Here is a 24,516-nt window from a genome sequence, read left to right on the forward strand (position 1 = left end):
AGCTACTCGTGGCGGTGCATCGCGGAAGCGTGCTTGGTGTCGCGCATGGTGGAATAGATGATCAGCGACAGGAAGATGACGCTGGCGAGATAGTAGTAGAACCACTCCTCATGCCCGATGGTCTTGAAGTAAAGCGCGATCGCCGGCGCGGTGCCGCCGAAGATCGAGACCGTGATGGCATAGGGCAGGCCGACGCCGAGGGCGCGGACGTTGGTCGGGAACAGCTCGGCCTTCACCACCGCATTGATGGAGGTGTAGCCAGCCACGAACAGCCAGGCGGCGCAGATCAGAATGAATGCCATGAATGGCGACTTGGTCTCCTTCAGCGTCATCAAGAGCGGCACGGTGGCGAGTGTGCCGGCCACGCCGAAAAAGATCAGCAGCGGCTTGCGCCCGATCTTGTCCGAGATGGCGCCGTAGATCGGCTGCAGAATGGTCGCGAAGATCAGCGTGCCGAAGATCACGAACGTGGTCTGGTCCTCGGTCAGGCCGACCGAGAGCTTGACGAAGGTCTGCATGTAAGTGGTGAAGGTGTAGAACGCCGCGGTGCCGCCCGCGGTGAGGCCGACCACCAGCAGCAGCTCGCGCGGATAGCGCAGCAGGTTGGCGAGCGAGCCGGTCGGCTGCACTTTCTTCTTGGCTTCCTCGAAGGCCTCGGTTTCATGCAGGCCGCGGCGCATCACGGCAGCGAAGATCGCGAGCATCGCGCCGATGGCGAACGGGATACGCCAGCCCCAGGCCTTGAGTTCCTCGGGGGTGAGGAAGACCTTTTGCAGGAGCAGCAGCACGATGATCGCGGTGAGCTGGCCGCCGATCAGCGTGACGTACTGAAAGCTTGAATAAAAGCCACGGTGCTTGGGATCTGCGACTTCGCTTAAGTAGGTGGCGCTGGCACCATATTCGCCGCCGAGGCTCAGGCCTTCGATCACGCGGGCGAGGGCCAGGATCGCCGGCGCGGCAAAGCCGATCGTGGCATAGGTCGGCGTCACCGCGATGATCAGCGAGCCGAAGCACATGAAGACGACCGACAGCGTCAGGGAGATGCGGCGGCCGAAATGGTCAGCGAGGTAGCCGAAGAACCAGCCACCGAGGGGCCGCATCAGGAAGGTCGCCGCGAACACCACGGCGGCGTTCAACTGCTGCACGACCGGGTCGTTGCCGGGGAAAAAGGCCGGGGCGAAATAGAGCGCGAACGCTGTATAGGCGTAGAAATCGTACCATTCGACCAGATTGCCGATCGAGCCGATGAAGATCGCCTTGATCCGCCGTTTCGCGTCGGCGACGTCAAAGTGCTCGGAGGCCGGTTTGGTTGCTAACTCGGTCACGCCCGGCCTCTCCGCTTGTCTTTTGGAAAGGCTTACATCGCCTTTCCGAGCAGAAATGGCAACTGGCGGGGGCCTCTCACCGTGCCCTGTGACCAGGTCACCGTGCCTGCCGGATCGAGCCGGAAGTCCGGAATCCGCTTCAGCCATTCCTCCAGCGCAACCTGCATCTCCATGCGCGCCAGATTGGAACCGACGCAGCGGTGGATGCCGAGGCCGAAGGCGGCGTGGCGGTTCTCCCGCCGGTCGATCACGACTTTGTCAGCGTCCGGAAACATCTTGGGGTCGCGGTTTGCGGCCGGGAAGGACAAGAGCACCATGTTGCCCGCCTTGACCGGGCAGCCTGAAATCGTGGTCTCCTTGACCACCTCGCGAGCCATCGTCACCGGCGCATAGGCGCGCAGCAGTTCCTCTACAGCGGTCGGGATCAGCCCGGGCTCGGCGATCAGGCGCTCGCGGTCGGCCGGCGTCTTGGCGAGATGCCAGAGCGAGGAGCCGATCGCGCTCCAGGTGGTGTCGATGCCGGCGATTAGGAGTAGCCGCAGCGAACCCAGCACGTGCGAATCCTCGAGCGGGTTGCCCTCCTTGTCCTTGGCGTTCATCAAGTAGGAGATGAGGTCGTCAGTCGGCTTCTTCTTGCGCTCCTCGATGTGGCCGCTGAAATAGGCGCTCATCTCCTGCACGGCCTGGAGCAGCATGTTCTCGTCCTTGATGCCGAGCTCAAGGATCATGTGGATCCACTTGACGAAGAGGTCGCTGTCGCTTTCGGGAATGCCGAGCATATGTGCGATCGCGCGCACGGGAATGTGTTTTGTGTACCGCGCTGCCGCATCCACGCTGCCCGCGGCGATGAAGTCGTCGATCAGCTCGTTGCAGATGGCGCGAACCCGCGGCTCGAGCCTCTTCATCGCGTCCGGCGTGAAGGGCGGCAGCAGCAATTGCTTCGCCGGCTTGTGCACGGGTGGATCGGAGGTGATCGGCGGGGCGGCGTTCCGGGCGATCTCGGGCCGTACATTACGGACGATGATTCGGCGCGAGGAGAAATGCTCGGTGTCGTTGGCGATCTCGCGCACCGCCTCATAGGTTGTCGGCATGTAGCAGCCGAGGAAACGCTCGGTGTGCACGACCGGGCTCGCGGCGCGCAGCTCGTCCCAGATCGGAAAAGGATCTTCCGTCCACTGAGGATCGGTGTGGTCGAAATCATGGACCCAGTCGGTCACGGGCGGATGGGCGGCGGGCTGGCTGACGTCGGACATCTCGGGAACCTCTCGGGGGGCGTGGTCGCTGAAGGCACACAAGCGGGCGGAGAGCGCGCTACTCCTCGATCACATCGATTGCGATTTCCGGACAATTGGATTTGGCAAGCCAGGCCTTGTCTTCAAGGCCCGGAGGGACCGTGCCGTCTCCGGCCTCATGGGCGTTGCCGTATTCGTCGAGTTCGAAAAGCTCCGGCGCCAGCGCCTTGCAGCGCGCGTGGCCCTGGCATTTGTCGGGATCGACGTGAACCTTGAGTCGCTCTGCCATTGCGGCTTCCTCGGCGTGTGTGCGGGCCTGAAAGGGCCGCGCGTTCCTCGTGTCAGAGATTATTCGCGGCACTCACCGCGAGTTCTAAGTTATAGTATATTACATTCGCGACAGGCTTCCCGTGTCAAGCGCAAACTTATAGTGGACAGTCCAGCAATAATTGCGAAAGCGTCACCAAAAGCTGCGAAAGTTTCTAAACGCACAATCGCTGCGGTCACTACGCTTAATGCATACTCTAGACACAGGCCGGGCAAGTGTTCCGCGGCGGCAATCGCTTCTGCTGCATCCTCGAGGCGGATTTTTTTGCGATTCTCATACAACCTTCGTACAACAAGCGCCCAGAAATCACGGACCAAACTTCGGAAAGCTCGTAGCTTTCGAGGCAGAAGCCATCATGCATGAGCAGATGAAGCGGGACGAGGACTGCACCTTCGTCGCCGAGGAGATCATGAAGATGCGCACCGTCATGAGCGGGCTGGTCCAGGAGCGGACCCGTCCTGCAGTGGGGCATCAGTCACCCCGACATGATGGACAGTCTCATCGCGATGGTGCCGCTCGCCAATCAATGCGGTGATGATTACCGCTGATCGCCGTGACGACCAGGATCGCGTTCGACTTCTTAGCGTTTCGTGTTCCGTGGGTGACGTAGGAAATCGAAAAATCCTTTATGACCTCGCCGCTTTCCAGTCTGAGGTCGCCTTCGCTGAATAGTTGATGTGGTGGCTGGCTTGGCGTATGAGCCCCCGTGGCCGTTGTAATAGCAAGCAAGGCAATTCCGGCCAATACAGCAACGCGCGACATACGTCCCTCCCAAATACGATTGTATTGTCAAGCTGCTTGATGCATGGACCACAGCCAGACGCGCGCAATTTATTCTCTCAGGAATTTCAGGATTTCTTCGAGGAATTGCTCGCGGTTCTTCTCGAAAAGAACAAAATGCGTGGCGTCCTTGACCAAAACATTGCGCTTCATCGGAGCGTGAATGAGTTCACGCATCAGGCCCGCGCGATCCTCCTGAAACGACCAGGTGTCGAAGTCGCCGCCGATCACCAGGGTGGGGGCGTATATATTCGCAGCGTTCCACAGGGGCCTGCCGGTCGCCTGATAGAACGAATCTTCCAGCACACCATTTGGCGCACGCAGGCTTGGGGGCGTTCGGCTGTTGCTAGTCGGGTCAGTCACCAAACACTCGTTCCAGAATGCGGCAGGTAACGCTGGATCGCGGTACTCGTCCTTGTTTTCGACCGGAATCTCACCGTTCCAGCGCGCGGTATTCGCCGCCTCAGAGGCCACGCGATACGCGCCCAATGCGAAGTTGAACTCCGTCGGCTTGCGCTTGTTCTGCAGTCCGCTGCCTGGGCCAAGATTCGTGTGATCGTTAAACTTATAGAGCGGCGCGTACATTACCAGCTTCTGCACGTTCTCAGAGTGCAGCGAAGCATAATAGCCCCCCATCATGGCCCCCCACGACCAGCCGATCAGTGTTACCTTCTGTACGTCACGCGTACGCTTGATATGGTCGACCATCGCTTCGATGTCGCGCAGCGCAAGATATGAGCGCGTGACAGGTTGATTTTTGGTGGCGGGCTCGTCCATTGCGGCCTCGCGGGTCGAACCACCGTAGTTTCGATAGTCGCCCATGTAGACGACGTAACCGCGATTCACGAGCCAGTCGGCCCAGGAATAGTCCTTGTATTGGAGATCAAAGTCGCAAGTCGAGGGGCTGGTCGCGCCATGCAGAAAAAGAACGATGTTGTCATTGGCAAACCGAGTGTTGCCTTGCACCATTTTCTCGCGAATGAAGATCTTGATTCCCCCGTCAAGTCCGTCGATCTGCATATCATTTTTGACAATAGCCGCCTGCTGGGCAGAGGCAGGCGCCACGCAGACAAGTGCAGCCAACAGCGCGATGATTGATTTTTTCATAGTGTCCCTCCCTCTTTCCTCCCTGATATCAAACCCACTTCTATCCGCATATTCCATAGGGCGCTTCGCGCGTCAGGTGGTCGATCGCCGAGCATTCTTTTGCGCCGCAACGGACGTAACCTCGTGCGGTCTTTGGATGTGCGGCCTCGGGTCGTCGATGCCCGGGCCTGCTTCGAGCGCATCCGCCCTTCTGGATATGTTGAAAAAGTCAGAACCTCAACCGCTCGAGTCGGGCTCGGATGTGCCTGACCACGCGCGCCTAATCTGCTTTTCGTCGAGCAACTGATGCAGGCGCCGACTCAGCCACCCGGAGGGACCAGCGGCCCAGTAGCCGCCTCTCGGCGGAGCAGCAAACAAAGGTGAGACGGAGTGAGGGATGCCGGCAACCGGTTGCGGCTGCAGCGGCGCCAACGGGACAGTTCCTGTCGTTGGGCACTCGGTTCCTCGCGGATCGTCAACAGCGATGCTGAGTTACTGTCGAAACAAGCCATCCACGCGGAACGAATAGCCGACACCAACAATGTAACGCGGCGCATTGTGGTTAAGCCCAATCGCAAAATGGAAATCGAGCTGCTGCGTTGGGGTCAAATGGTACAACCCGCCGGAGTTCATGAGCTGGCTTGGACTGCCACCGGCTGGATAGTCGCCGACATACTCCGTAAACACGCTCATCTTCTCTGTTAGCTTCTTTTCAATGACAAATGTCGTCTCAGTGATTTGCTTGTTCGTAAAGTCAGCAGGACGGAAGAACTCGGTGAACATGCCACTCAGACCCCAGCCGTCGTGCAGTTCCCATGACCACGGGAATTGCAGGTACGGTTGAACACCACGGCCAGCTACTTCAACGGCCCCGGTCGGGAGCGCCACACCAACCGTCATCGACAGATCGATCTTGCCAGGCACTGGACTGATTTGCCATTTCATGGCCGGAGCAATGTCTGAGAAGCCCAAACTGCCCGGCGCTTTCACGTTTGCGAAAAAGGTTGGGAGGTCCACTAAGACTTCCAGGCAGGGAGCAATACCGAGCCGCCACCGGGTGTTTGTGCCGTCCGCCGTTCGGCCACCGTCTCGCCAACTCAGGTTGACCCCATTTTCGCTCTGGAAGCTCCCGACCGGCACAACGAGACTTGAGTTTGTTACGTCCGGGCGGTCTGTAGCAATCTCATCGGTCGGCTGTGGACAGCTCTCCGCTCGCGCTTCGGCGACGGTCAGCATGAGAAATGCAACCAAAACGTATCCGCGACAATGCAGACCTGCCCCAAGCCGCTTCATACGGCCCGGCTGATACGAACTCATAGGTGATCGCGCTCCAATGCTGGAGCCCGCCGCCTCCAGAACGATGCAGTTGCGAGATAAACAGCCTTGCTTGGCGGTTATTCCGCACAATCCGCACGTAGTTTTAAGAACGTTTCTAGAAAGCAGAAGCTAGGTTCGGCCGCATTTTCAGATATGCTTCGAGAGTGAGCTTGAGTGGAGGCGGTGCGCAATGACCGCTTGGAGACCGCACTCATTTCCTCGATTTTCTGCAATCCTATTGCTCGTGCTTTGTGCTCACACGAGCGCCCTTGCGCGGGGAGCCGGATTTCCGCACGACGAACCATGGAGTTCCGAGCGTATCGATCACCTCCCTGCAGAAGTACGAAATGCTGTCTTTGGCATGTGCAGAGTGAGACCGACCGCCGCGCAATACTTTGCGACCTATCTCGACAATGCGAGAATAGTCAAACTGCACTTTGAACATTTCAGTTGCGAGGGAACGCGCACCTATCGCCACTCGGACCGTTGCCTTCGCGAAGAGTTTGTACGCTCGAATTCGCACTACCGACTCGCGAGAAACTACTACGGTCGGTGTGGCGATTGATCCATCAGAAGATTTTCTGCTCCTGGTTGGCAAGCATTTCGCCGACCGCGATCTGCTGATCTGGCGGGGTGAACTCGGACAGGCCGGTCACGTGCACGGCATCGCGAGCGCACAACAAACCGCTGCGGAGCGGACGGGGCCGGCGCTTGTCACGGCGCATTGCAACAGGATGCGACATCTGTTGTTACCGCGCGCTCGGCCTGGACGGGCGGGCACGGCACGGAGCCGTAAGAGCAAAACACGCAGCATCGCCTTGCTTCGGCCGCAGCCGCTCTCCGCAGCCCGTGCATACATAGAAGAACTGGCAGGCGTCTGTCGGCATCGTCTCCGATCGGGCGGTGCCACAGCTCGGACAGGTAATGACCGATTGAAGGATCACGACAGTTAGCCCTTGGGCGCCGAAGGATAACCGGCATTTGTTGTGGCCTTGGCGAGCGCCTTCACATCGGCCTTGTTGTCGTGAGGGTCACGATTGCAGTCTTCTCCTTGAACGACACAGCAACCTTCACGACATCGGGGACGGCTTCAAGACTGGCCCTCACGGTGTGGGGGGAGGTCGCGCAATACATGTTCTCGACCGCGAGCGTGACAGTTTTCTCGGCGGCGGACGCGACCGACGATGCCAGGAGGCTTAGCGCGAGCGCAGTGGCAGATGCGAAAGACTTGCTCATGGTGACCTTCCATTTACGAGCTGAGCAGCAGCGGGGCGAGAAAGTCCAGGCCGAGAGCAACAACGACCAGGATAGTCGCAACAACGAGTACGGCCTTGAGCAGGCGGCCTGGTAGCGGACGCACACAGGCAGCGCCGTCGGCGCAGGCAGGGGCGGAGGCGCGGTACACAAGCCAGTGGCCCGTGCCGAGCGCTCCCAAGGTCACGACGATGAAGTAAGGCTGATAGGGCGCGAGCCGCGTCAGATTGCCGATCCATGCGCCGCTGACGCCGACACTGAACAACACCAGCGGCAGGATGCAGCAAGACGAGGCAGCGAGCGCGCCGGTGAGCGCGCTTGCCGCCAACAACACCGGGCCACGCTGGAACTCGCTTGCGAAGTCATCCTTGACCATGATGGCGGCATCCTAGATCCTGTAGCGACTGCAGGATCAAGGGGATTGGACATGGGCCGGATCACTGCTTCGCGAGCGGATGCGAGTGCGATGACGATCGGGCAGCTTTCCGAACTGACCGGCGTCAACATCGAAACGATTCGCTACTATGAAAAGATCAAGTTACTGCCCCTTCCTTCGCGCGCGGCCAACGGCCGGCGTGTCTACGGTCCGAGCGAAGGGCGCGTCCTTGCATTCGTGCGGCGCTCCCGCGAATTGGGATTCTCGCTTGATGAAATCCGCGCTCTTCTGCGGCTGAGCGGCCCCGAGAAGGCATCATGCCGCGAAGTGCGCGAGATCGCGGCGCACCATCCCGACGATATCCGCGCGAAGATCGGTGATCTCTGCAAGTTGGAACGTTTGCTGTCGGCGACCGTCGCCAGATGTTCGGGGACAACAACAGCTCCGGAATGCCCCGTTCTGGATATTCTCGACGTTCAGCGCGCCAAATGACTGGAAGCCGATGGCCACCGGCTCCTCACGCGGTAGACCGAGTGAAAACCTGTCGATGCAAGAACCGCCGCGCATCGAATGACTTGCATCTGGCCGCGAAAGTGAATGATACCGGAAGCAAAGGGACAGCCGGTCTCTGACAAATCCCTTGAGCAATCTTCCCGGACAGATGTTGCTCGCCCTAGCCGTGCAAATCCCATAGGGGAGACTGGATACGATAAAGCTCCTCGATCACCAGGACTTGGTTGTATCTTACTCAGAGTCGAGCAACGCTAGGTACGTACCGTCTATTACTTGCGATTTGAGCGCAGCTCTTGCGGAGCACAGCGCCTATTACGCTAGGGATATTAACGGAGCCGCGTATCCGTCGTGGCTGTACGCGGGCTGGCGCTGGTGTGGCGCAGTAGGCTTAATCGCAAACCTGAACACGGCGTACCCTATAGCCATACCCGTCCCAATAGCTTTCCCGTACAATCCGACAAAAGGGCTCATCGAGAACGACAGGAGCTGGCTCATAGTAGACGGGCGGCGGTGGGGGTGCATACACAGGATGACTGGCTAGGGCACCGCCGATAAGGGCTCCGCCGATCAGTCCGCCGGCAATCCCGGCTGCAATCTGACCGTTCTCTGCTCCGGCCGTGCCGGCGCTCCACACCAGCAGGCTAGCTGCCAGCGCCCACGTAGTTGGTCGGTGTACCGTGCCCAGCAAAACCATCCGGGTTTTCCCAATGAACGCGACAGTCATTTGTCGCCGGCGCGCTGACCCGCTCTTATTAGGATTCAACTTAAACAATTAACGATCCGTAAATCGAGCTCAACTCTCTACTGATTCCGCAAGGACCGCTTGGTAGACCCCTGTGGGTCTCGTCTGCCGCCTCCACGCGTTCACAGCTCGCTGCTGTTTGATGATCGGACATCTGAGACTTGCCGTTCCTTTGCTTCGTAAAATTCGGCAGAGAACTTGATTGACCACCGAGAGAAGAACGATCGCAATTTCTGAGTGGGCTTCTCGACGCCGAGATGCTCAGCAACGTGCGCGTTGCGCAGCCAGCTCACGGCCGATCCGACGCCGACGGTGCGCTCGAGCCTCTCAATCATGGCGATGCCGGCGAGCTCCGCCTGCCGATAGCGAACGCCGACCTTTCTGATCACATACATGCGCTTGAGGGTTTCATAGCCCTTGAATGCGAGCTGAACGAGGGGGTGTTTTTTTGGCCTGTGGCCAAGCTGCCGGGTATACCGGTAGCACCAAAAGCTTGCTCTTCGCGATGACCGTTGCCGGCGCATGCAAGAGTTGCGTCCATGCCGGCCAGGACGTGGCCTTCGAAAGCAATACTGCGTGCATCGCTGTTGCTGCCCCAAAAGAGATCGGGAGCCAAAGTACTGCGCCCAGGATCACGAGCAATGCCGTGCCCGGCGTGAGATGCCGGCATTTCCGGAATACCCACGCCATGCCGCTCTCAAAGGCACGATGCACAGCTCGTTCGAACGCTTGATAGCTTATCCTCCGTCGGAGCCATGACCAGTTTCGGCGGATCGATATCCTCCAGCGTCGACAGTTCCTCTCGGAAAGGGGAACAAAACGCAGCGCGCCGCTCATGGCAGCAACGATGACGTTGCCGAGAAGCCTGGCAGCGACGAACGGAAGCCAGACGATCTCTATTACCAAAGGGAAGGTGTAGTCGAGGAGCCGAATCAGGATTGAAAGGATGAAACGCAGAATTTTGTTGGCAGCGAGCGCAACTACAACGAATGGGACAATGATCACATCGTCGAGAGTACCGCGGACGCGGCTTTCCTTTGTCCATGCCGGATTGTGATAATCGGTCATGGTGCAACAGTTCCGGCTGAAGACAGTGGATCGCGCCGGCCCAAATTAGCAGTCGAATGGGCCGCGGGCCTTCACTTACCAGTCATTTAGCGACAACCCGATGTCCGCCAAGGGGCAAAAACGGCGGTCAAGGCAATGCGGGCCGATGTCCGGTCTACCCCAACCAGCCGACGTGGGAACCTACCCTCGCAAGGCTCTTCCTGCAGGCGGCCCGTGTCGTACTGCTTCGGCCAATTGCCTCTATGAGCCAGCGCATTGCGCGTTGCAATCACCGACTTTCAATAGGGAGCCACCCCGTGCCCGCCCTCGGACCTGCCGGAGCTTATCATCGGAGAGGGTTGCAGTGCAGCAGCAGGCGGCGGCAGGGGCTGAGACTGATAGAGCGGCGACTGCGGATATGGCGATTGCGGCGGCGCATATTGCGGCAGCTCACGGCGCTCCGCCGCGGCCGACTGCACCGAACCGGTCGGCTGCGGGTCGAAGGCAAGGGGATTACCGGAATAGGAGTCTTGCGAGAAGCGCGTCGACATGTCGGCGCTGCAACCAGCAAGGCCGAACGAGATGAGCGCGAGCACAACGACCTGGGTCATGCCACGCGAGCGAAGTAACCCGAGAGCACCGGGCATGGTTATTTACTCGACGCGACAAATTAGTTTGAAATATACACGCTCCAAGTAAACAAGCGATTAACCCTGAAGTGGCCGATCTATCCGAGTGGTGGGCGGCCGGGGAGCGGGCTTACTGTCCTTTGCGCGCGGCTCCGAAGGACAATTAGACATGCGGCTTCATCAGGGGCCGCGTCCGCTCTTATTCGCCAAGCCACTCCGATTCGAGTTCCTCAAGGGGATTGGCCTATGCACTTGCGTCGAATGTCTGTCCCGTGACAGTGCCTGGCATGATCTGGAAGCCCGGATCGAACTCGACGACTGCCAATCGTAGATCGCCAAGGACCTTCGTGTGCGTCGAGCTTCTGCTTTCCGTAGGCGATCATGCGGTTGAGTTCGACTCTGGCCGCCATCATGGTTTCGAGATCGGAGCGACTTAGGGTCATCGTCAGGTCCGGATTTTTGGCAAGACGGCCTGGATTGGTAAGCGCGGCATTGCTCGCCATGACGTAGTAGATTTTGAACGCGACACCGACGCCCAACAACAGTGGCAAGGCGATAATATTGGCGAAATTCAGCGGAAGCCGAAAGACGACGCATAGTTCCAACGTCTCGACGCCCGCGACCAGCAGCGGTACGAGTGTGAGCAGGAGATCTCCGATCCGACGCAGTGTGATCCACAGCAGCACGGCGATCGCGGACAATGCGAAAATCCCGGCCTCTACGAAGGCGCGAACGACCGTATTCCCTGACTCGTAAAGCGCCACTGCCTCGCCTGTCGCATTCGGCTCAATCGCCAGCACAGCCGTCACGAAATCGCCCAGGGCGCGGGTATCATCAGGATCTGCTTTCGGCAGCACTCGTGCCCGCGCACGCCCGTCAGTAGTGATCCATTGGCGGGCAATATCGCGAGGAACAGTTTCCGTGATGATCGGCTGTGGGTTCAGCTCTTGCCTCAATCGTTCGAGCAAGTTCCGCAGCGGTTCAGCGATTGTGGTCTCGGCCTTCTTCCGAAGCGCAGGACCGGCCCTCGCGAGGCGCGACAGCGCGCTGGAGAGCCGCCTGGCAGAATCTGCTCCCAGCCCTGGCTCGGTGCCTGCGACGTCTGAAAGCAAATCGGCTGTCGAGGTCAGAGACGCGATGGTCTCGTCGTCAGTCGGAGGAGGATCGACATCCTGGGGATTGAGTGAGGGGGTGATCGTCGCAGCCAATGCGCGAATGAGGTTGAGCTTTTCCTCTTGATCGCCAGGCACCAAATTGGTGAGCGTGAGTACCTGCGAGACCTCGTGGAGTTCGGAGAGCCGTCGCGCAACCAGATCCGCTGTAGCCAGGCTCGGTTCAATGATTTCGATGGAATTAAGCTCCGTCTGCGGGTCCTTCCGCTGCTCCAGAAGGGCCGCGACCGATTCGACCTCTGAACTGCGCAGATGCAGCGGATTGAAGTCGAATAGCAGGAATAGCAGCAGCGGCGAGGCAAGCGCGACGGCCGGAATCGTGAAAGCCACAACCGCCGTCCGATGCTGCTCTAGAAATCAATCCAGCGGGGCGAGTGCCGTAAACCCAATCGAATGCTGCTCCGCGTGCGGATTCAAGATGGCCAACAGCGCTCGCAATACGGTGATGCTTGTGAGGAAGGCGATGATCATCCCTGAGCCGGCGATCTGCCCGAGCTCCGACAGACCACGATAGGCGGTGGGCAGGAATGAGGAAAAGCCGAGCGCGGTGGCCGCTGCAGCAAGCGCCAATGGCCCCCCGCTTTCACTGCCGTGTTGTGCAAGGCGGTGCTCAGTTCTTCGCAGTCGTGGCGTTCGGCACGATAGCGGATAGAGAACTGGATGCCGAAATCGATGCCAAGTCCGACGAATAGGACGAAAAATCCGGCCGAGATCAAATTCAGAGCGCCAACCAGGAACAGCCCCCACGCAGCAGAAATTGCCAAGCCCATGGTGATGCTGACGACCACAGCAAATATGATACGCGCCGAGCGCAGCGCCACCCACAAGATGGCCAAGACCGTGAGCAGCGATATCGTGCCATTGAGCACGGCGTTTTGCTTGATAGTATCAAATTCATCGTCAGCGATTGGGATGAGCCCTGTCAGGCGCACGCGTGCGCCATAGTCTGTTGCGAGATTCGCGCTCGCGGCGGCCTGCCGGATCGCACCGGTGGCGGCACGGCCAGGCTCAAACGCGCCGAAATCGAGCCTGGGCTGCACCTCGATCGAGCGCCGCAAGTCAGACGGTTCGGCGGGTTTGTCGCCGACCAATGCCCGCCAGGAAAAGGTTGCGAACCGGCCCGCGAGGATGGCTTCGGTCGTCTCAGCGGCCATGGTCAGCGGGCGTGCCATGTCGTCGAGTGTGACCTCTTTGCGCTGCACGCCAGCGAGACCGAGCGACAGCGCATCGAGCGTTCCTCGCAGACTGGGGTCGGCGGCTAACGTCCCAATCAGGACGTCCGCACGCGTCAGATAGTCCGCTTCTTTCTTGAGCTCTGCAGTCGGCAGATACAGCAGCCCGTTGCTCTCAAAAAAGCTTCCGCGCGCTCCGGTTGGCGAACCGAGGGGAACAGCTCGGGACGGGCTTCGAGCACCTGTTGGAGTCGATTGGCCGCCTGTTCGACGAGTTCCGGTGTCGGAGCATCGACCACGACGAGGATCTCCCGTTGCGGAAACGCTTTCAGGAAGGCCTTTATCCGCTGGGTCCAGGGCAGATCCGGCGAGATGAGTTCGTTGACATCAGTCTTGATGGCGAAGTGCCGTTCGGTATAGCCGGCGGAGAACGCCGACAAAGCCAGTGCGAGAGCGATCACGTACCATGGATGGCGTGTGCAGAAGTCGGTGACGCGAACTATCGCTGATCTGAGCATCGAACTCGGCTGCTTGATCTACGCCATCTCTCGGTCAAGGCCCGTCGCGGAACAGCCTCCCTTCACTAACCGGAGATTGATTTGAAGGCTGATCATACGACCTTTCGTTGGCACTTTGCACCTTTTGCCATTGGCAGGTCAGCGATAACGCGCTTTATGAACGCTCCAGGTGGCGGCTGTCCAAGCCGCAGATAGGAATTTCGATGCTCGGGGCTAGCTCTGGCTCGCGTGCTTGCAAGGCAGGTAGCCCTAAGCCCGGGCCAAGCAATCGACGGCAGCGAAGCAGCGCATCGAACCCGGTCCACGCGTCCAGAGCAGTCCGAAGCAGCGTCGGCAATTCGCCAGGCCGCCTCAGTATTGCGTGGATCAGTGCGGCGAGATCGATCGTCCCGTTCGCACGCAGCGCAGCCAAAGCCGCAGCAGGGAGCTCGCGGGTGAGCGGATCCATGATCACGCGAACGGCGGTCACGGGGAGATCGCGTGCTGCGGCGACGCTCGCCACAACGTGGGATTCATTATCGACTGCCAGCGCACCGGTGCTCATATGCAGCAGGTGCTTCGCCTCCGGATGCGCCGCGACAGTTGGCACGCCGGAAATTGCGCCATGAATGGCATCAGGGATTAGTCGAAGTAACGCCTGTGACCAGTTTCGGTCAGTTGCGAGCTCGATCGTCTCCGCGACGATCGTGGACCCTACGATACATGTACCTGAGCGGAGGCCAGGCGAAAGGCCGCCCGCGATGCCAAAGCTCATGAGACCGCAGCAATCCCCGGCAATTGCGGATGCGAGAGACTCCGTGAGTGTGCGGCCATCACCACCGCAGATCGCGTGCGTGTACCGGTCCGCAACAATCCGCGCCTCAATTGCGAGTCCCGTGACTCCAATCACCGCTGCCAAGAGACCACTCCCAGAATGCCAAGCCGGCAGCGCTCACGATAAATCGCAGGTGCCCCAAAAGATCGCAACGCGCTGCGCAAAGCTCGCACACGGATATCGGCGTCAACACATTCCAGAACTGTCAGAAATGTTCCGCTCGAATGTCAAATTGCAAATGAGTTGTCAGTTATTTTGTGACGGATAAGTCAGATTTGGTTGTTGTTGCTTCGTGATAAATGACGCCTTGTGGGCGCGGACCGTAGCGAACGTGAGATCGTGTCGGAATCAATGACTGCGCACGCGACTAGCCAAATTGTCGACGTCTCGGGAAATGAGCCGATGCGATACGCGTTGCGTCTCGAAGTCGTCGCGCGTGGCGACTTGCAGTGCTGTCCGCGCTGGCAGGTCGCATTCGCGAACGAGCGCAAGGATCATCGATATTACGAACTGGTCGAGGATACGCTTCATCCCGAGTTCGATTATCGGTACTTCGTCGTCAAGGACACCGTAGGTCAGGTTTGTGCCGTACAGCCCTTTTTTCCTACTGGACCTGGACTTGCTGGTCGGAGCGAGCCCGCGGTTTGGCGTGCCCATCGACGCCATTCGTCGGTTGTGGCCGCGCCTGATGCGAGCTCGCACGCTGATGATCGGTTGCGTCGCCGGTGAAGGCCATCTTGATGGCGATGAAGCCTGCCATCGTGTCCGCGCCGAGGTGCTGGCTTCAGGGATTGCGGGACATGCTCATAGGCTCGGGGCACAGTTGATCGTATTCAAGGAATTTCCGGCGCGATACCGATCGGCCCTCGACTGCCAGATTGACAACGGGTTCACGCGCATCCCGAGCCTCCCCATGACCGGGCTTTGCATTGATTACGCAAGCTTCGACGAGTACACGAAGCGCGCGCTCAACAGTGCGACCCGCAAGAAGCTACGCACGAAGTTTGAGGCGATAGAACGAGCCGACCCACTGGAGATGAGCATCATCAACGACGCAACCCCGGTGATCGCGCAGGTCTATCCGCTGTACCTCCATGTTTATGAGCGTTCGAAGCTGCACTTCGATACGGGATGGAAATCCAGCAGCGAGGAGATTAATCTCCCCACCAAATGACCTTAGGGAGGCTTTGATGTCTTGGCGCCACTGCCTGTTGGCTGTCCTGATATGTCAAGGATCGGTCATCCAAGCCGCCTCGATAAACAAGCACGACCCCTGGGATGCGCACCATATTTCTGATTTGCCCCCGGAGGTCCGGCAATACATCGCTGGGCTTTGCAAGGGACCGGCCTCTGCGCAGCATGATTTTGCAACCTACAACCCGCAGGAACATCGCTGGAGGATCAACATCGAATATCTCAATTGCCCAGGGCTTGCCCGCGATTTCCGCGAGGGCAATCAGTGCCTCGACGTCGACTTCGTTGAAGTCGGATCGCACTACCGTCTTGCTCGCAAGACCTACGCAGCCTGTGGCTTCTGACGAAGCCCGCCAGCGTGATCCTTTCAAAACCGTTCGGAAGGTTGAGGCTGCCCTAGGCTCGGTCCGCGTTGGCCCCGAAATCGGACATCAGAGCGGGTCGAAGGCTTGTCCGCTAAGGCCCCAAAAGGAGACCTTGTCGTTCCTCCGGCCAAGCCGACGTAGCCGACGACCAGTGGTGGCTTGGGGCCAGTCGAAAGAAGGAGAACGCGAAGTGAGACAGCCTCACTTGCAGCAGCTAGCGCCTATCTGAATGGGTGGGCATTGGACTGTCGCAAATGAACAAAAGACGCAGCAGTCCCCGGCCTTTGGCTTTAGCCGGGTTCCGCATGCCTTGCAGTCATAGAAGAACAGGCAAGCATCTAGTGGCATCACCTCGATAGCTTGGTGGCCGCAAGCGGGACAGGTAAGGGTGGATTGTAATTGCATCTGCTCTCCACGTGACGTCGTGAACCTCAAAGGACGAGAACGCCTGAGTGCTTTGCCTTGCTTTCGGGTTCAACGTGAATTGTGATCCAGCTATGCTCATCGTCTCCGCGTAGTGCCGCTTCAATCCGATCGCAGATATCATGGGCCTGATTGACGGACATCTCGCCGGGGACGACAAGGTGGAACTCGACAAATATTAATCTGCCAGCGTGCCTTGTCCGAACGTCGTGAGCCTCCAATGCTCCCTCGGCATGTTCGCTGATGATCTGTCTAATTCGTGCAAGCGTTGCCTCTGGCACCGCTTGGTCCATCAGCCCTCCCGTTGATTCCTTTAGAACTTGCCACCCCGACCACAGAATGTTGATAGCGACGAGTACGGCCAAGCTAGGATCGAGTATTGGCAAGTCCAGAACAACGGCCAGGGACAGTCCGACGACGACACCGCCCGACGATAGAACATCCGAGAGCAGATGTCGTCCGTCCGCGACAAGAGCTGGCGATCGCAACCGCTTTCCTCGGGTGATAAGCACCCAACACCAAACAGCATTTAGAACGCTCGCCGCTCCGTTTACAACGAGCCCCTCGAGCGGTGCCGAAAGCTGCCGTGGATCAAGGAAATTGTCATATGCGTAACGGACGATCAGCAGCGCCGCGACCACGATCATGACCCCCTCGATCACTGCGCTGAAGTATTCGACGTCGGAACCATCGTCGAAGGGCCGTCGAAGTGGAAGCTGCGACCGGTCGCAGAATTCTTTTACGAGAAGGAGTTCGGCTTGGCGGAGACCGTTTCGGGGCTGGCGGGTCTAATCTGGCAGGTTAGCGACAAGCTGTCCTTCGATGTGGCGTACCGCCACGCAGTAATCAACGCTCGTCCGCTTAACGAAGTTCGCGCCGGGTTGACCTTCGCTGTTCCACTTCGGTTCGAAGGCGCCCACAACCGGTGATCGACTGAGGCAGCGCATGAATTTCTGGAGCGCTGGAACGGACCTGCGGCAGCCTGCTTCACGGTGACGCGATGCTTTGTTTCGCCCTGCGCAATTCGTTCGGCAACTGTCGATCTCCGGCGGACTCGGTTGAAGCATTGGGCAGAATGACCCGGAACAAGCTTCCTTCTGTCATATCGCTTGCGAGTTCGATTTGGCCGCCATTCGCCTCAACCGCCCACCGAGCGATCGCGAGCCCCAGTCCGACGCCGCCCGCTTCCCTTGAGCGGCTGGTGTCGACGCGATAGAAGCGATCGAAAATACGATCCTGGTGGGTGGCAGGAATTCCCGGTCCCGTATCTCGTACCTCGATCATGGCCCCACCGCCGGCCGCATTCACTTCGACGCTGATCGTGCCGCCATTTGGGGTGTACTTAATCGCGTTGTGTATCAGGTTCATGAGCGCATGCCGAATGAGCGCGGCGTCTCCTCTAACATGGACTCTGACGACAGCTCGGAACCTAAGCTCTTGGTGCTTTTCGTCGGCGAGCACCCGAAGCTGATCGATCACATGTCCTACCAACGCTCCGAGGTCCAGGGCTTCAGGGGCCAGCTGGACCTTCCCCGAGTCGGCGCGCGTGAGGATCAGAAGGCTTTCGACGAGCCGCGTGAGCCTGTCGACCTCCTCCAGCATGCTGCCGATGACGTCGCGATATGCAACAGCATCAAGCGGGTTTTGCAGCGCCACCTCGCCAACGCTGCGCATCGCGGTGAGTGGGGTGCGGAGCTCATGCGAAGCATCGGCCGTGAAACGGCGCAATCGTTCGAACGCGTCTTGCAGACGGGATAGCGTGTCATTGAATACTGTCGCGAGACGCCCGAACTCGTCCTCGGCGTTGTCGACCGGAAGCCGTTTGGCGAGCGATTCAGCGGTTATCTCCCGAGCCTTTTGCGCCATGGCGCCGACCGGGGAGAGTACGCGGCCGGCAAGGAAGTAACCTCCCGCGATCGCCAGGCCGGCGGCGAAGGGAATACCGGTCGCGAGGATGATTGCGAGTGTCCAGAGCGTGTCCCGCAGCGAGGTTTCGTCAATCGCAGCGGCTACATGATAGGACGAGTCAGAGGCACTCTGGACGCGATAACTACGACCGTCTGGCGCTGTCCAAGACAACGGCGATGTCGAACCGCCTTTTTGTAGCGCACGCGATAGACCTTCTCGTTCCCATGCCTCGCTCTGCTGGCCGGCGCCGCCGTCGTCCACTTGGAACAGTGTAATGCCCCAGTCGGGGCCCAAGTCCCTCAGTTCATCCGGCTCCTCGCGAAAGATCTTACTGATCGTCGCGATCTCTCGACCGAGTTGCGCGTCCAAGCCGGCGTAGAGGCGTGCCCCGACAAACAGCAGAATGCCCACGGAAAACACACACACGATCAGGGTCAGCACGCCAGCATGCCAGAACGTAAGCCGCGCGCGCACGCTTGGCGGGCGGATCCTCATGCTTGCCTCCCGCTCAGGAGGTATCCAAGCCCGCGGACGGTGTGGAGCAGCTTTCTTTCGTAGGGTTCGTCGACCTTGCGGCGCAGCCGCGCGATCGTAACGTCAATGACGTTATCGAGTGGCGTCGCCCTGGCCGTCGCGTGCCAGACGTCATGTGCGAGCATTTCCCGTGACACGACGCGGCCGCTGTGGCGCAACAGGTATTCGAGCAGGTCGAACTCCTTCGTGGTCAGGTCGAGAGACTGAGCCCCCCTGCAAACCTTATGCGTGACGAGATCCATCTCGAGATCCTCGTGCTGTAGCTTGAGGATTTGGTCCATGCGTCCACGACGAAGTAGCGCCCGGATACGAGCAAGCAGCTCGGAGAATGCAAACGGTTTTGTGAGGTAGTCGTCAGCGCCCTGGTCGAGGCCGACAACCCGGTCCTGGACGGTGTCTTTTCGCGGTGACGACCAGGATCGGCGTCTGACTACCACACCTGCGCAATGTCGCGAGGACATCGAGACCGTCGCGGCGGGGCAGCATGAGATCGAGCAACAGAAGGTCGAAAGAACGCTGGCTGGCGAGAAAGAAGCCCTCTTCTCCAGTCGGAGCGATCGTGACTTCGTAGTGCTCTGCTTCAAGGCCGTCGCGCAGCGCGTGCGCGACTTTCGCTTCGTCCTCAATGATCAGAATACGCACGATATGCTCCGTTAGAGAGCTGCTCTCGAGCCGGCATTATAGACCGGTTCCTTCCTGTCGCAGCCTTCCTGACAGGGATTTCAGAAACTCTTCAGTGGTGGCAGCGCTGGAAGACGACCAAGATCGAATCGCTGATCGAAGGATCGGGCGCTCTGTCTCGGGCGCCGGACCAGCGGAACCCAATCGCGACCTGAAACGGCGGACGAAATACCGCGACCAAGACCACACAATCGCTGCAGCCGACACGCCTGACGATGCGAGAGCGGCGTTAATTCCACGGCATCTCGATTAATGGAGGAGGTACACCATGACTAGACGGGAAATGCTACTGACGTCCGCCTATGGGTTCGCCATCGTTGTTTTGGCGGTGTCGCTTCCCGGTCATCGATCAGCTCTTGCGGTCGGTCCAGACCAGGAACAGGCCGAATTGGCGAACGCGTTGAGTGGCGCGAAGGTCAGCCTGCAGCAGGGCTTCACGGCCAGCGAACGGGAAGGCCATCGGTAACCGCACTGGCGATTGCGACCGCGCTGATCGCAGTCACGTTCTTTGTGGGGCAGATAGGTCTTCGACGAGCGGAGCTGCTGGCCGGATATGAAGCGTCCGGAGCAGCGACATTTGTTATCGAGCTCGGGAGCGTGCCTCTGGACGAAGTCACAAGCCTCGCCGAGACGCTACGGTCGGCCGCCGGCGTGGAGTCGGTCGAGGCTCCCTACAACGGGACGCAACTCGGCCTAGTCGCCGACACCTCGTTTGTGGTCTTTGAAAACGAGAAGCAGCAGGAATCGCTCGGTGCCCGGACAACTGTGCTAGGCATCGATGGGTCATTCGATCCAGTGCGCGACTATTATGTAGATTTCCACGATCTGAATCCGCAGGCGCCAATGGCGGTTCTCGGAGCTCCCCTGTTTAGGACATCCGGAACGGTGCGCCCACCGGATCGCAACGAGGTCGTTGTCCCGTCCGGGATCACAGGCTACGTCGGAATTCGACCTGGTGCCGAAGCGACCGTCGACCTGATTTATGCGAATTCGAATCCACCAATCGTTCGACGCTTCGAGAAGCTGCGCCTGATCGGCACATTCGAGTTCGTCGGACCGGATCAGGGGCGATTTGAGCCATTCTGGCGCCTTGCTGCGCAAGGCAGCGAAGTCCTCACTGTGCGTCGCCCGGATGCGCCGGAGGGCGTGACAACAACGCTACCGATTCTTTTGAACAAACAGCTTTTGAAGGAATTTCTTGGATTCGTTGGCGAGCAATTGGCTGCTCGCGGCATGGCACCCCCGAAGCAGCCGATACCTAAAGACCTGATCGTACGGGCGAATTCAGTCCGCGCCGTGCCTCCGGTCGTACGCGAGGCGATATCTTTGCTTGATCAGCGCGGTCTTAAGCAAGACTGCGGCGCTGCCAGTGAAGCCACCTTCTGCTTAAGAGTGCCGGAGCGAAACAATTTTGGGGCGGCCCTCCGGGAGCAAAGGAAACTAGAGACGGGTGGTTCCTTCTTCGTCTTTCTCCTGCTTGTATTGGTGGCAGCCGGAGCAGCCGGTCTGCAGATCCAGTGGGTTCTGGCCCGTTGGCGCGAGTTTGGAATTCTGCAAGCCGTGGGGTTTTCGCGCCCCCAGGTTTTGCTCTATTCCGCACTGCGTCTGTACGTTGTCCTTGCCGCTGGAATACTGCTTGCGGCAGCGACCACAGCCATTCTGCCGTTCGCGCGAACCGTTTCAGGGTTCATTCTCGCTGCCGGCATCGCGCTTGTAGCGGCAAGCATCGCAGCGGTGCCGGTGTTACTCTGGCCGCTCGCGCAACGCCCAGCGCAGCTGTTGCGGGTATCGGCATGATTTGGGTGAAGCTCACATTCGGAGGTATGGGACGACGGTTTGTCGAAGCAATAGCCGCGATCATGATCCTTGCCGCCACCAGCGCGACCGTGGCTGCGTCACTGATGGTGGTCGAAGGTGCCCGGAACGCGTTGAACCGAGCCATACGCCAGGACCGCCCCGACATCATTCACGTAAAGAGCCGGTTTAATCGGGCGTTGTTCGAAACGCCGCGTAGCGGAAATCTGCCGCCCCTTACAATACCGGTTTACGAGCCGCTGATTGATCCCGCGGACCTGGAACATGCGGCGGGCAACAATCGGGTTATCAGGCGACAATCGCTTTTTCGAAACGTCGTTTCCGGTGATAGCTTTCTCAACATTTACGTCTTTGGCATCGATCCGGATCTCGAGCGGGAAGTGAGCAGCTTTGTGCTCGCGCGCGGTCGATTTCTTCGCAAAGACGATCGTGCGGTCGCGGTTCTCGATCAGGCGTCGGCTCGCGCGCTTGGCGTCGACATCGGCGGCGCTTTCCCGATTCGCAAGGCGGATGGAGGGGATCTGGAGCTTACGGTCATCGGGATCCTCGACAAACTGGAATTGCGGGGAGCACCGCCGAGATCGGCCGAAGCCCCTTCGCTGAACCCCGAGGCGACCGACGTTTCGAGCGGGGCTTTCGTAGACATTCAGACGAGTGAGGATATTTTCGGTCGACCGACGCTGACTGATGCGCTCGTCGTTGCAAGGAGCATGTCCGCCGTGCCCTCGCTCGTTGCCAAACTACAGGAAGCCTTCCGGCTTGAGCCGGGCGTCTTCGTCACAGAGCGATACAGTCAATATGAACGCAAGGTGCGCGATTTCGTCCTGACATTGGCGGTGTTCACGGCCCTGAGCGTCGCAACCGTGTTATTGGCCGGGACATTCGCCGCAAACCTCTTGCATGACATATACGTTGATCGCCGCAGGCAATACGCCACATTGATGGCGCTCGGGTGTTCGCCTGCGATGAGTATCGCACCTGCCGTTGTGTTCGGATTGGTGTTGGGCGCGGCTGGATCTGCTATCGGTGCTTTTGTCGCAGTTCTATTTGTACCGCGGTCCTTCGCGATACCATCGCTGATGGCTGATCTTGGCACCACGCAGCCGGCGCTTGATCTGATGGTAGCTGGATCGATCGTCGCGATCGGAATCGTGGCCGTTATCGTCGGTCTTGCGCCAACGGGCCTCCGTCTTCTGCGACAGGCCCTGGCAACAAGCCTGTCGGAGGGGCGCTCATGACCCAAGATCCGTTCGTATCGGTGCGCGGAGTCTCGAAGACGTATCGAGGAGAGCGCTCCACCGTTGGCGCGCTGCGTGGCGTCTCATTCGACATTAGGAAAGGCGAGTTCGTGCGCATCAGCGGTCCGTCCGGATCAGGCAAAACCACACTTCTGAACCTTATTGCGGGTCTTGATGGCCCGGACCAGGGGGACATTGTTGTCGCAGGGACCAATATCGGCCGCCTGTCGATGACCCAGGCCTCGAAATACCGGGCCAGGGAGGTCGGGGTCATTTTTCAGTCCTATAATCTGATCCCACAGCTAACAGCTTTGGAGAACGTTCTGCTCCCGATGATTGCCTTGGGGCGGGCCAATAGCGATCGAGCCCGCGAACTGCTCGACGTTGTTGGCCTCGCCGATCGCAGTGATCACAATCCTTCTCAACTCAGCGGTGGTGAACAGCAACGAGTTGCGGTTGCGAGGGCCTTGGCGAACGATCCTGCGCTCGTCCTGGCAGACGAACCCACCGGCAACCTCGATGACCAGAGCGCGGAAAGCGTGATGGTAATGCTTACGGATGCGGTCCGTGAACGTGGCAAGACACTGCTGCTCGTTACCCACGAGCGCGACAGGGTGAAAGCGATTGACAGGTCGCTCGAGCTCAGGAGTGGCGTGCTCAGTTCCTACCAAATTGAGCTTCCCCAAGAGGGGGTCTCTTGAGATTGCGTCTTGCGCCGCCCCTCGTCGAATTCAGGATTATTGAACGCGCTTGACAACAAAAAGATCAGCAAAGCCGCCGGCTCGCGCTAGGAGGGCAGGCGAGCTGAGGACAAAAACGTGTGTGCGAGCATCAGAATGGCCATTATGCCGATGACATAACCGAGGGACCTGTTGAGGCTCTCGAACCGGTCTCGTGAAAGCTCCGCCACTTCGAAAGACATGCGGTCACCGCGCCCACTCTCGCTGCTCGTCGTCGGCAACACCCACGAGACTCGTGATCTTTCCGTATTCGCTCTCCGCACCGTGAAGAAGATGTAGAGCAAACAGACATCGATCAGAATCGTGGCCACCATTACGCTGTAGGCCCACGGGCTTTCCATCAGCTTCAGTTCGATCAACGTTCGGGAAAGTCCGAACCCGACGACCCATGCGTCAAAACTCATGCATATTCGGCGAAATGTCTCGGGATCCAGTCTTCGGATGGCGAAGGCGCCGGTCGGTATGCCAATCAGAGCGCAGGGAACAAGCAGCAGGAGTAGGCTTCCGCTCTCGGCGATAAAGAGTCCAAGCTTGTAATACGCCAGTGCGGTTACGCTCGATTCCGCAACACGGACCAATGCAAGCCCGGCCCGGAACTCGTCTTTGACCATGCCTTAATTGTTGAACAAGATCGCCAGGGGAGGGCCTGAGATTGTTGTGACCGAATAGAGGATGCCTAATGTCGTCCCGAAGGGCAGGCCGACTAGCCAGCGCGATTGTATGGGCCTACGCCAGCCGGCTGCCTGGATCAGGATGAGGGGCAAGATCACTGAGTAAGTGGAGAGTTTAATCCAGCCAGCCTCCAGCGAAGCCAGAGCAAATGCACCTACTCCAATTCCGGGCAGTAGCCCAATGAGAATCGGTAGCACCCGTTTCCACTCGGCACCCCGCGGATGTTGATGAACAGAACGTACAGATTGACGAAGACTTCGATGATAACGACCGCCGGGTTCAGGACCCGGTTCGTGTAGAACACGAGCGCGAGCGGCACCGTGAGTGACGAAAAGCCATACCCGAGCGCCCCGTTCACGAAGGCCGCAAATGAAGCGACTCCGACAAGAACAACTGCTGCAGTATCGAAGGGCGGCATCTTGGCGTCTCCAGTCGGAGGCGCCCGCACAAACGAAGAGCGCAGAAACGCATTGCGTGGATTTCGCTGCTACGCTGCGAGGCGTACTGCTCGTATCGCCGTCGTGTATCTGGTCAACGGACCCTCCTCGGGATCATCACCATGGAAATGAATCGCTGCGCCAGCCGGGATTTTGCGTGGCTTTCCGTATTCCTTGACGGACGCGGTCTCGACCACCTGTAGG

The 24,516-nt window shown here is 59.2% G+C and carries 29 protein-coding genes and 2 pseudogenes; 7 read left to right on the forward strand and 24 right to left on the reverse strand.

All coding sequences use genetic code 11. The annotated features are described in order from the left end of the window. Positions 1-2: 2 nt before the first annotated feature. From AC629_RS09480 to AC629_RS09525, 10 genes and pseudogenes are all read right to left on the reverse strand, one after another. Entirely contained in the window at positions 3-1,325 is a 1,323-nt protein-coding gene (locus tag AC629_RS09480) for an MFS transporter (protein WP_084804536.1), read from the reverse strand. Positions 1,326-1,357: 32 nt separating this feature from the next. After that, on the reverse strand, positions 1,358-2,578 hold the full coding sequence (locus AC629_RS09485; protein WP_084804537.1) for a cytochrome P450: 1,221 nt from the start codon (positions 2,576-2,578) through the stop codon (positions 1,358-1,360). A gap of 58 nt (positions 2,579-2,636) precedes the next feature. Then, a complete protein-coding gene (locus AC629_RS09490; RefSeq protein ID WP_018648108.1) occupies positions 2,637-2,846 on the reverse strand; it encodes a ferredoxin in 210 nt (69 codons plus the stop codon). 537 nt (positions 2,847-3,383) lie between these two features. Then, positions 3,384-3,647 (reverse strand): hypothetical protein, encoded by a 264-nt coding sequence (locus tag AC629_RS09500; protein WP_245331771.1) that lies wholly within the window; start codon positions 3,645-3,647, stop codon positions 3,384-3,386. A 69-nt stretch (positions 3,648-3,716) separates the two neighbouring features. Beyond that, positions 3,717-4,772, reverse strand: coding sequence for an alpha/beta hydrolase (locus tag AC629_RS09505; protein ID WP_168195436.1), 1,056 nt, complete (start codon positions 4,770-4,772; stop codon positions 3,717-3,719). A 471-nt stretch (positions 4,773-5,243) separates the two neighbouring features. Continuing rightward, complete coding sequence (locus AC629_RS09510) at positions 5,244-5,987, reverse strand: transporter (RefSeq protein WP_245331772.1); 744 nt, start codon at positions 5,985-5,987, stop codon at positions 5,244-5,246. A gap of 650 nt (positions 5,988-6,637) precedes the next feature. Further along, positions 6,638-6,793, reverse strand: a complete 156-nt coding sequence (locus tag AC629_RS46645) for a hypothetical protein (protein ID WP_168195437.1) — start codon at positions 6,791-6,793, stop codon at positions 6,638-6,640. After that, a pseudogene (locus AC629_RS48470) lies at positions 6,783-7,012 on the reverse strand (GDCCVxC domain-containing (seleno)protein). Before AC629_RS48470 ends, AC629_RS46645 begins: the two are co-directional and overlap by 11 nt. A gap of 61 nt (positions 7,013-7,073) precedes the next feature. Beyond that, positions 7,074-7,304, reverse strand: coding sequence for a heavy-metal-associated domain-containing protein (locus tag AC629_RS09520; protein WP_245331773.1), 231 nt, complete (start codon positions 7,302-7,304; stop codon positions 7,074-7,076). A 13-nt stretch (positions 7,305-7,317) separates the two neighbouring features. Further along, positions 7,318-7,698, reverse strand: coding sequence for a mercuric transporter MerT family protein (locus AC629_RS09525; RefSeq protein ID WP_084804540.1), 381 nt, complete (start codon positions 7,696-7,698; stop codon positions 7,318-7,320). 90 nt (positions 7,699-7,788) lie between these two features. Between AC629_RS09525 and AC629_RS09530 the strand changes: the two genes are divergently transcribed. Then, complete coding sequence (locus tag AC629_RS09530; protein ID WP_245331774.1) at positions 7,789-8,190, forward strand: MerR family transcriptional regulator; 402 nt, start codon at positions 7,789-7,791, stop codon at positions 8,188-8,190. A gap of 885 nt (positions 8,191-9,075) precedes the next feature. Here AC629_RS09530 and AC629_RS48475 read toward each other — a convergent pair. The 7 genes from AC629_RS48475 to AC629_RS09565 form a co-directional block, all read right to left on the reverse strand. Then, positions 9,076-9,348, reverse strand: coding sequence for a hypothetical protein (locus tag AC629_RS48475; protein WP_245331775.1), 273 nt, complete (start codon positions 9,346-9,348; stop codon positions 9,076-9,078). 13 nt (positions 9,349-9,361) lie between these two features. After that, positions 9,362-10,021: a hypothetical protein gene (locus AC629_RS09540; protein WP_245331776.1), complete on the reverse strand. Its 660-nt coding sequence runs from the start codon at positions 10,019-10,021 to the stop codon at positions 9,362-9,364. A 278-nt stretch (positions 10,022-10,299) separates the two neighbouring features. Beyond that, positions 10,300-10,611 carry a hypothetical protein gene (locus AC629_RS09545; protein ID WP_084804542.1) on the reverse strand — a complete coding sequence of 104 codons (312 nt, stop codon included), beginning with the start codon at positions 10,609-10,611 and terminating at the stop codon, positions 10,300-10,302. Positions 10,612-10,859: 248 nt separating this feature from the next. After that, positions 10,860-12,131 (reverse strand): hypothetical protein, encoded by a 1,272-nt coding sequence (locus AC629_RS09550; protein WP_084804543.1) that lies wholly within the window; start codon positions 12,129-12,131, stop codon positions 10,860-10,862. A 137-nt stretch (positions 12,132-12,268) separates the two neighbouring features. Continuing rightward, positions 12,269-13,003: an MMPL family transporter gene (locus tag AC629_RS09555; protein ID WP_084804544.1), complete on the reverse strand. Its 735-nt coding sequence runs from the start codon at positions 13,001-13,003 to the stop codon at positions 12,269-12,271. 86 nt (positions 13,004-13,089) lie between these two features. After that, entirely contained in the window at positions 13,090-13,491 is a 402-nt protein-coding gene (locus AC629_RS09560; RefSeq protein ID WP_143199022.1) for a hypothetical protein, read from the reverse strand. Between the two features lie 154 nt (positions 13,492-13,645). After that, positions 13,646-14,380 (reverse strand): phosphorylase family protein, encoded by a 735-nt coding sequence (locus AC629_RS09565; RefSeq protein ID WP_245331782.1) that lies wholly within the window; start codon positions 14,378-14,380, stop codon positions 13,646-13,648. Between the two features lie 544 nt (positions 14,381-14,924). Here AC629_RS09565 and AC629_RS09570 point away from each other — a divergent pair. Then, positions 14,925-15,479: a hypothetical protein gene (locus AC629_RS09570; protein ID WP_245331777.1), complete on the forward strand. Its 555-nt coding sequence runs from the start codon at positions 14,925-14,927 to the stop codon at positions 15,477-15,479. Positions 15,480-15,495: 16 nt separating this feature from the next. Further along, positions 15,496-15,843: a hypothetical protein gene (locus tag AC629_RS09575; protein WP_143199023.1), complete on the forward strand. Its 348-nt coding sequence runs from the start codon at positions 15,496-15,498 to the stop codon at positions 15,841-15,843. A gap of 222 nt (positions 15,844-16,065) precedes the next feature. Here AC629_RS09575 and AC629_RS48480 read toward each other — a convergent pair whose 3' ends face one another. From AC629_RS48480 to AC629_RS48490, 5 genes and pseudogenes are all read right to left on the reverse strand, one after another. Then, positions 16,066-16,269, reverse strand: coding sequence for a GDCCVxC domain-containing (seleno)protein (locus tag AC629_RS48480; protein ID WP_084804562.1), 204 nt, complete (start codon positions 16,267-16,269; stop codon positions 16,066-16,068). 26 nt (positions 16,270-16,295) lie between these two features. Further along, positions 16,296-16,967, reverse strand: a pseudogene (locus tag AC629_RS09585) (cation diffusion facilitator family transporter); the annotation flags it as partial. 307 nt (positions 16,968-17,274) lie between these two features. Continuing rightward, positions 17,275-18,690 (reverse strand): sensor histidine kinase, encoded by a 1,416-nt coding sequence (locus AC629_RS09590; RefSeq protein WP_084804548.1) that lies wholly within the window; start codon positions 18,688-18,690, stop codon positions 17,275-17,277. Then, the gene (locus AC629_RS48485; RefSeq protein ID WP_245331778.1) at positions 18,687-19,010 is read right to left on the reverse strand and encodes a winged helix-turn-helix domain-containing protein; all 324 of its coding nucleotides are present in this window, start codon (positions 19,008-19,010) and stop codon (positions 18,687-18,689) included. Before AC629_RS48485 ends, AC629_RS09590 begins: the two co-directional genes overlap by 4 nt. Positions 19,011-19,083: 73 nt before the next feature. Continuing rightward, entirely contained in the window at positions 19,084-19,371 is a 288-nt protein-coding gene (locus tag AC629_RS48490; protein WP_245331779.1) for a response regulator, read from the reverse strand. A 307-nt stretch (positions 19,372-19,678) separates the two neighbouring features. Here AC629_RS48490 and AC629_RS45125 point away from each other — a divergent pair, with 307 nt between their 5' ends. The 4 genes from AC629_RS45125 (at position 19,679) to AC629_RS09610 (ending at position 23,164) form a co-directional block, all read left to right on the forward strand. Continuing rightward, entirely contained in the window at positions 19,679-19,876 is a 198-nt protein-coding gene (locus AC629_RS45125) for a hypothetical protein (RefSeq protein WP_143199024.1), read from the forward strand. 131 nt (positions 19,877-20,007) lie between these two features. Then, entirely contained in the window at positions 20,008-21,207 is a 1,200-nt protein-coding gene (locus AC629_RS09600) for a hypothetical protein (RefSeq protein WP_143199025.1), read from the forward strand. Then, positions 21,204-22,463: an ABC transporter permease gene (locus AC629_RS09605; protein ID WP_084804550.1), complete on the forward strand. Its 1,260-nt coding sequence runs from the start codon at positions 21,204-21,206 to the stop codon at positions 22,461-22,463. The genes AC629_RS09600 and AC629_RS09605 overlap by 4 nt, the downstream gene beginning before the upstream one ends. Next, positions 22,460-23,164 carry an ABC transporter ATP-binding protein gene (locus tag AC629_RS09610; protein ID WP_084804551.1) on the forward strand — a complete coding sequence of 235 codons (705 nt, stop codon included), beginning with the start codon at positions 22,460-22,462 and terminating at the stop codon, positions 23,162-23,164. The genes AC629_RS09605 and AC629_RS09610 overlap by 4 nt, the downstream gene beginning before the upstream one ends. A gap of 86 nt (positions 23,165-23,250) precedes the next feature. Here the strand turns inward: AC629_RS09610 and AC629_RS48495 are convergent, their stop codons facing one another. Together AC629_RS48495 and AC629_RS48500 are read right to left on the reverse strand one after the other, a co-directional pair. Further along, positions 23,251-23,814 carry a hypothetical protein gene (locus AC629_RS48495; protein ID WP_245331780.1) on the reverse strand — a complete coding sequence of 188 codons (564 nt, stop codon included), beginning with the start codon at positions 23,812-23,814 and terminating at the stop codon, positions 23,251-23,253. Between the two features lie 215 nt (positions 23,815-24,029). Next, positions 24,030-24,293, reverse strand: coding sequence for a hypothetical protein (locus AC629_RS48500; RefSeq protein ID WP_245331781.1), 264 nt, complete (start codon positions 24,291-24,293; stop codon positions 24,030-24,032). Between the last annotated feature and the right edge of the window lie 223 nt (positions 24,294-24,516).

It is taken from the genome of Bradyrhizobium sp. NAS80.1, from assembly GCF_001908205.1.
Lineage (GTDB): Bacteria > Pseudomonadota > Alphaproteobacteria > Rhizobiales > Xanthobacteraceae > Bradyrhizobium.

Coding starts and splice junctions, on each gene's coding strand:
- AC629_RS09605 (WP_084804550.1), top strand. CDS start 21,204: ATGATTTGGGTGAAGCTCACATTCGGAGGTATGGGACGACGGTTTGTC.
- AC629_RS09540 (WP_245331776.1), bottom strand. CDS start 10,021: ATGACCGATTATCACAATCCGGCATGGACAAAGGAAAGCCGCGTCCGC.
- AC629_RS09490 (WP_018648108.1), bottom strand. CDS start 2,846: ATGGCAGAGCGACTCAAGGTTCACGTCGATCCCGACAAATGCCAGGGC.
- AC629_RS48480 (WP_084804562.1), bottom strand. CDS start 16,269: ATGCAATTACAATCCACCCTTACCTGTCCCGCTTGCGGCCACCAAGCT.
- AC629_RS48495 (WP_245331780.1), bottom strand. CDS start 23,814: ATGGTCAAAGACGAGTTCCGGGCCGGGCTTGCATTGGTCCGTGTTGCG.
- AC629_RS09500 (WP_245331771.1), bottom strand. CDS start 3,647: ATGTCGCGCGTTGCTGTATTGGCCGGAATTGCCTTGCTTGCTATTACA.
- AC629_RS09610 (WP_084804551.1), top strand. CDS start 22,460: ATGACCCAAGATCCGTTCGTATCGGTGCGCGGAGTCTCGAAGACGTAT.
- AC629_RS09485 (WP_084804537.1), bottom strand. CDS start 2,578: ATGTCCGACGTCAGCCAGCCCGCCGCCCATCCGCCCGTGACCGACTGG.
- AC629_RS09525 (WP_084804540.1), bottom strand. CDS start 7,698: ATGGTCAAGGATGACTTCGCAAGCGAGTTCCAGCGTGGCCCGGTGTTG.
- AC629_RS09545 (WP_084804542.1), bottom strand. CDS start 10,611: ATGACCCAGGTCGTTGTGCTCGCGCTCATCTCGTTCGGCCTTGCTGGT.
- AC629_RS09530 (WP_245331774.1), top strand. CDS start 7,789: ATGACGATCGGGCAGCTTTCCGAACTGACCGGCGTCAACATCGAAACG.
- AC629_RS09510 (WP_245331772.1), bottom strand. CDS start 5,987: ATGCTGACCGTCGCCGAAGCGCGAGCGGAGAGCTGTCCACAGCCGACC.
- AC629_RS48485 (WP_245331778.1), bottom strand. CDS start 19,010: ATGGACCAAATCCTCAAGCTACAGCACGAGGATCTCGAGATGGATCTC.
- AC629_RS09575 (WP_143199023.1), top strand. CDS start 15,496: ATGTCTTGGCGCCACTGCCTGTTGGCTGTCCTGATATGTCAAGGATCG.
- AC629_RS48500 (WP_245331781.1), bottom strand. CDS start 24,293: ATGCCGCCCTTCGATACTGCAGCAGTTGTTCTTGTCGGAGTCGCTTCA.
- AC629_RS48475 (WP_245331775.1), bottom strand. CDS start 9,348: ATGTATGTGATCAGAAAGGTCGGCGTTCGCTATCGGCAGGCGGAGCTC.
- AC629_RS09505 (WP_168195436.1), bottom strand. CDS start 4,772: ATGAAAAAATCAATCATCGCGCTGTTGGCTGCACTTGTCTGCGTGGCG.
- AC629_RS46645 (WP_168195437.1), bottom strand. CDS start 6,793: ATGCGCCGTGACAAGCGCCGGCCCCGTCCGCTCCGCAGCGGTTTGTTG.
- AC629_RS09590 (WP_084804548.1), bottom strand. CDS start 18,690: ATGAGGATCCGCCCGCCAAGCGTGCGCGCGCGGCTTACGTTCTGGCAT.
- AC629_RS45125 (WP_143199024.1), top strand. CDS start 19,679: ATGACTAGACGGGAAATGCTACTGACGTCCGCCTATGGGTTCGCCATC.
- AC629_RS09520 (WP_245331773.1), bottom strand. CDS start 7,304: ATGAGCAAGTCTTTCGCATCTGCCACTGCGCTCGCGCTAAGCCTCCTG.
- AC629_RS09560 (WP_143199022.1), bottom strand. CDS start 13,491: ATGCTCAGATCAGCGATAGTTCGCGTCACCGACTTCTGCACACGCCAT.